This is a genomic window from Pseudoalteromonas sp. S3785 (assembly GCF_005887365.1).
Taxonomy (GTDB): domain Bacteria; phylum Pseudomonadota; class Gammaproteobacteria; order Enterobacterales; family Alteromonadaceae; genus Pseudoalteromonas.
The window spans coordinates 1-4,915 of sequence record NZ_PNCT01000100.1; the positions used below are offsets into that span (position 1 = coordinate 1).

At 42.8% G+C, this 4,915-nt stretch carries 2 protein-coding genes; one reads left to right on the forward strand and one right to left on the reverse strand.

From position 1 onward, the window contains the following. Positions 1 to 1,001 precede the first annotated feature (1,001 nt). The gene (gene katG / locus CWC17_RS18325; protein WP_138614532.1) at positions 1,002 to 3,182 is read right to left on the reverse strand and encodes a catalase/peroxidase HPI; all 2,181 of its coding nucleotides are present in this window, start codon (positions 3,180 to 3,182) and stop codon (positions 1,002 to 1,004) included. Positions 3,183 to 3,817: 635 nt separating this feature from the next. On the opposite strand from katG, the gene CWC17_RS18330 reads away from it, so the two are divergent. Further along, the gene (locus CWC17_RS18330) at positions 3,818 to 4,696 is read left to right on the forward strand and encodes a tetratricopeptide repeat protein (RefSeq protein WP_138614534.1); all 879 of its coding nucleotides are present in this window, start codon (positions 3,818 to 3,820) and stop codon (positions 4,694 to 4,696) included. Positions 4,697 to 4,915: the final 219 nt, after the last annotated feature.

Sequence of the window (4,915 nt, forward strand, 5' to 3'; positions counted from 1 at the left end):
AACGCGAGGAAAGTTCCTGCTACGCGCAATGCTCATTTTCTGTAGACACGTTAAAAAGTGATTATGTCACCACCGAGAAGTGAAGGAGAAGAACAGGAGAAGTGACTTCCCCATTGTTTCCTCTGTGTAGCGCGCAGCGCCTCTGTGTTCTCTGTGGTTAAAAACAAGTTAAGCCAATTATTCACAAAGAGGTTAAAAGACGCTCCGCTTTTAGAGCTAGAGCATAAGTGATTTAATAAATGATCACATAAGAAAGAATGCGGTCTACAAAACAGTATTTGAATTTAGTGCTAGACGCGCACAGTTTTCGTTTAAAAGCGATTATGTTACCACCGAGAAGTGAAGGAGAAGAGCAGGAGAAGTGACTTATTTATACCTATGTTTCTCTGTGAAGCGCGAAGCGCCTCTGTGCCCTCTGTGGTTAAAAACAAGTTAAGCCAATTATTCACAAAGAGGTTAAGAGACGCTCCGCTTTTAGAGCTAGAGCATAAGTGATTTAATAAATGATCACATCAGTAAGAATTCGCTCTACAAAACAGTATTTGAATTTAGTGCTAGACGCGCAGTTTTCGTTTAAAAGCGATTATGTCACCACCGAGCAGTGAAGGAGAAGAACAGGAGAAGTGACTTCCCCATTGTTTCCTCTGTGTAGCGCGAAGCGCCTCTGTGTTCTCTGTGGTTATATTAATGAGTAGCAGCGGCTTTATGCCGCGAAAAATTTAATACCAAACGCGAGGTAAGTTCCTGCTACGTGGTTAGCCTGTGCTTTTATTTAAAAGTTATTATGTCATCACCGAGAAGTGAAGGGGAAAAGCTGGAGAAATGACTCCCCCCATTGTTTTCTCTGTGTAGCGCGGTGCGTCTCTGTGCCCTCTATGGTTATATTAATGAGTAGCAGCACATCAACCCTGAACAAGCCCGGAGCCTACAAGCTCAAAGCTAAAATTTAGACAATAAAAAAGGGGAGCGATGTGCTCCCCTTTTATGCCTATTAAAATGATTTATTTAAGATCAAATCTGTCGGCGTTCATTACTTTTACCCATGCATTTACAAAGTCATGTACAAAACATTCGTTGTTGTCGTCTTGTGCGTAAAATTCGCTTAATGCACGTAATATAGAGTTTGAACCAAACACTAAATCTATACGTGTTGCAGTCCATTTTATAGTGCCTGTTTTACGTTCAACAATGTTGTAAACACCTGGCTCAGACGGTTTCCAGTTATTGGCCATGTCGGTTAGGTTTACAAAAAAGTCGGTAGAAAGCGTGCCTACATTATCAGTAAATACACCGTGATTGCTGCCTGCGTAGTTGGTGCCTAGCACGCGCATTCCGCCAAACAGTACGGTCATTTCTGGTGCAGTTAGGCCCATTAACTGGCTACGCTCTAAAAGTAGCTCTTCTGGCGATACGCTAAAGTCACCTTTAAGGTAGTTTCTAAAGCAATCATGCACTGGCTCTAACGGCTCAAACGACTCGGCATCGGTCATTTCGTCGGTTGCATCGCCGCGCCCTGGCGCAAACGGTACTGTTACATCAACACCTGCTTGTTTTGCCGCTTGCTCTACTGCAGCTGTGCCACCTAATACGATTAAATCTGCAATGCTGATAGGTTTAGCTAACCCTGCTTTAAATTTTTCAAGGGCGCTAAGTACGCTTGCTAGGCGCTCTGGCTCATTACCCTGCCAATCTTTTTGCGGAGCTAAGCGAATACGCGCGCCATTTGCACCACCACGGCGGTCTGAGCCACGGTACGTTCGTGCGCTATCCCATGCTGTAGTAATTAAATCGGTTGCGCTTACGCCACAATCAAGAATTTGTGCTTTTAGCTCGCTAATCTCATCCTCTGATAAGGTGTAGTCAACACTTGGAATTGGGTCTTGCCAAATTAGGTCTTCGCTTGGTACATCTTTACCTAAGTAACACGCTTTAGGGCCTAAGTCGCGGTGTGTAAGTTTAAACCACGCGCGGGCAAACACGTCAGAAAAATACTCAAAGTCGTCGTTAAAACGTTCAATAATTTTACGGTAGATTGGGTCTACCTTCATAGCCATATCGGCGTCGGTCATCATTGGGTTTAAACGAATTGATGGGTCTTCTACATCTACCGGTTTGTCTTCTTCTTTAATGTTTACAGGCTCCCATTGGTGCGCACCTGCAGGGCTTTTAGTTAGTTCCCACTCGTAATTTAATAGTAAGTGGCAGTAGCCGTTGTCCCATTTAGTTGGGTGGGTTGTCCACGCGCCCTCTAGCCCCGATGTTACGGTATTGCGGCCAAAGCCGCCTTCTTTAGTGCTGTTCCAACCTAGGCCTTGCTCGTGTACGTCGGCTGCTTCAGGCTCTGGGCCTAAGTGTTCAGCTTTACCGTTACCGTGAGTTTTACCCACTGTGTGGCCACCTACGGTAAGCGCTGCGGTTTCTTCATCGTTCATTGCCATACGTGCAAAGGTTTCACGTACGTGCTGCGCCGTTTTAAGAGGATCGGGTATACCATTTACACCTTCAGGGTTTACGTAAATTAAGCCCATTTGTACTGCAGCTAATGGATTTTCCATTGTGTCGGGCTTTTCTACGTTATCGTATCGCTCATCACTTGGTGCTAGCCATTCTTTTTCTGCGCCCCAGTAAATGTCTTTTTCTGGGTGCCATATGTCTTCACGTCCCCCTGCAAAGCCATAAATTTTTAAGCCCATTGATTCGTATGCCATATTACCGGCCAAAATAAATAGGTCGGCCCATGATAGTTTATTGCCGTATTTTTTCTTAATTGGCCACAGTAGTCGGCGCGCTTTATCTAGGCTTGCGTTATCTGGCCACGAATTAAGCGGTGAAAAACGCTGGTTACCGGTGCTTGCGCCACCACGGCCGTCTGATAATCGATACGTACCTGCAGAGTGCCATGCCATGCGGATCATTAAGCCGCCGTAATGACCCCAATCGGCAGGCCACCAATCTTGGCTATCGGTCATAAAGGTTTTTAGGTCTGCTTTTACTGCGTCTAAATCGAGAGATTTGAATGCTTCGGCGTAGTTAAAGTCTGTGCCGTAGGGGTTTGATTTGGTGTCGTGCTGATGAAGAATGTCTAAATTTAGAGTATTTGGCCACCAATCTGTGTTTACTTTAGAAATAACTGAGTTACTACCGTGCATTACCGGGCATTGGCCCGTTTTAGTGCTGCTCATTATCAGCTCCTTACTTTAAATGAAGAATTTAACTATTTTGCTCAAGCCCCAGCGCCTACATTTAAAGTAACCCCTAAGGTATATTAATTTTGTACATAATTTTTATTTACTGCCCAAACAATATAGTCCCCAAATATTGTATACGCCAGTGTATTAAATCGATTGAAACCATTGGTTTATTGGATAATGTTTAAGCGCTGAAATTTAAGTGATCGGATTAAATAGTTAACCCGTAATGTTATGTGAAGGGTTTGAAAGTGGCTTTTAATTAAGCGCACATTGGAATACCCCCCTTCACCATGAAATTAAAGTTGTTTATAAAGGTGCATTACTAAGCCCAATGCACCTTTACTTTATAACTTATTGAAATCTATTTTGAATAATTAAGTAAATGTTCAGATTAACTTGATTATTATGACCACTCACTCCTGTTATTTCCCTGCGACAATTTATTGTTGTTTTAAGCAGTTTTGCCAGTCCACTTTGGGCTGGCTTTTTTTGCCTAACACTTAGTGCGCGTTAAGGTTATGTGAATTTGCCATGTTGTTTTAAGTTCAAAGCCAACACGCCCTAGTGCCAATAAGCCTTGCATGTTAAAGTGCGGTTAGTCACTAATAATTAACTTAGGCGTACCCATGCGTTTTTACATATCTATTCTATTTATTTGTTTTTTTTCGCTTTTAAGTACTGTTAATGCACAAGAGGCAGCTGCCCCAACAGAGCAGCAACAGCAACAAGCGTTAGCACAATTAAATGAGCCTATGTATAAACCGCTTTTAGAACGCTATATTCTTGATGAGTTAAAAGCTGTTCGCCAAGACCAACAACAATTACGCGAAGATGTAACTAAACAAGTTACCCACGCCCAATTAGACACCGCCGACAGAGCGCTTATTTACACCACCGACACAATTAATAATGTGTTTTTTATTATTACTGCTACGGCCTCTATTTTGGTTTTAGTAGGTTGGAACTCGCTGCGCGATGTTAAAAACAAAGTAGAAGACATAGTAAATACGCGTGTAAGTGTGATCACTGACGAGTACGAAGATCGCTTAAAAATTCTTGAAGAAAAATTACGTGTACGCTCGGAAGAAATACTCAGTAACCAGGAGCGTATATCGGTCACTAATGAGGTGCATTCTTTATGGATGCGCGCAAACCTAGAAAGCGACTTTGCAAACAAAATAGAAATATTTGACGAAATTTTAAAACGTAAGCCAGAAGATGTAGAAGCCATTGCCTACAAAGCGGATGCATTATTAGAGTTAAACGAAACCGCCAAAGCCATTGAGTTATGTAACCAAGCCATTGATATAGATAGCGACTACGGCTATGCCTACTGGCAGCGTGCGTGTGCTTATGCACTTACACATAAACATGCCGATGCATTAGCCGATATTAAAATGGCCCTTGATTACTCGCCAAACTTACGTAATGAGTTATTGCACGAAAGCGCATTTGCCAGCCTGCACGATAACGACAGCTTTAATGCGATAGTGGCAGGTAGCTAGAGATTGATAGGCGGGTTATTGGCGCAAAGTGCGAAGCCCACAATAGCAGTAGCAGCGGCTTTATGCCGCGAAAAAAATTGGATTCCAAACGCGAGGTAAGTTCCTGCTACGCGCAATGCTCATTTTCTGTAGACACGTTAAAAAGTGATTATGTCACCACCGAGAAGTGAAGGAGAAAAACAGGAGTAATCAAAATAGTATCATTAAGATTGGTATATC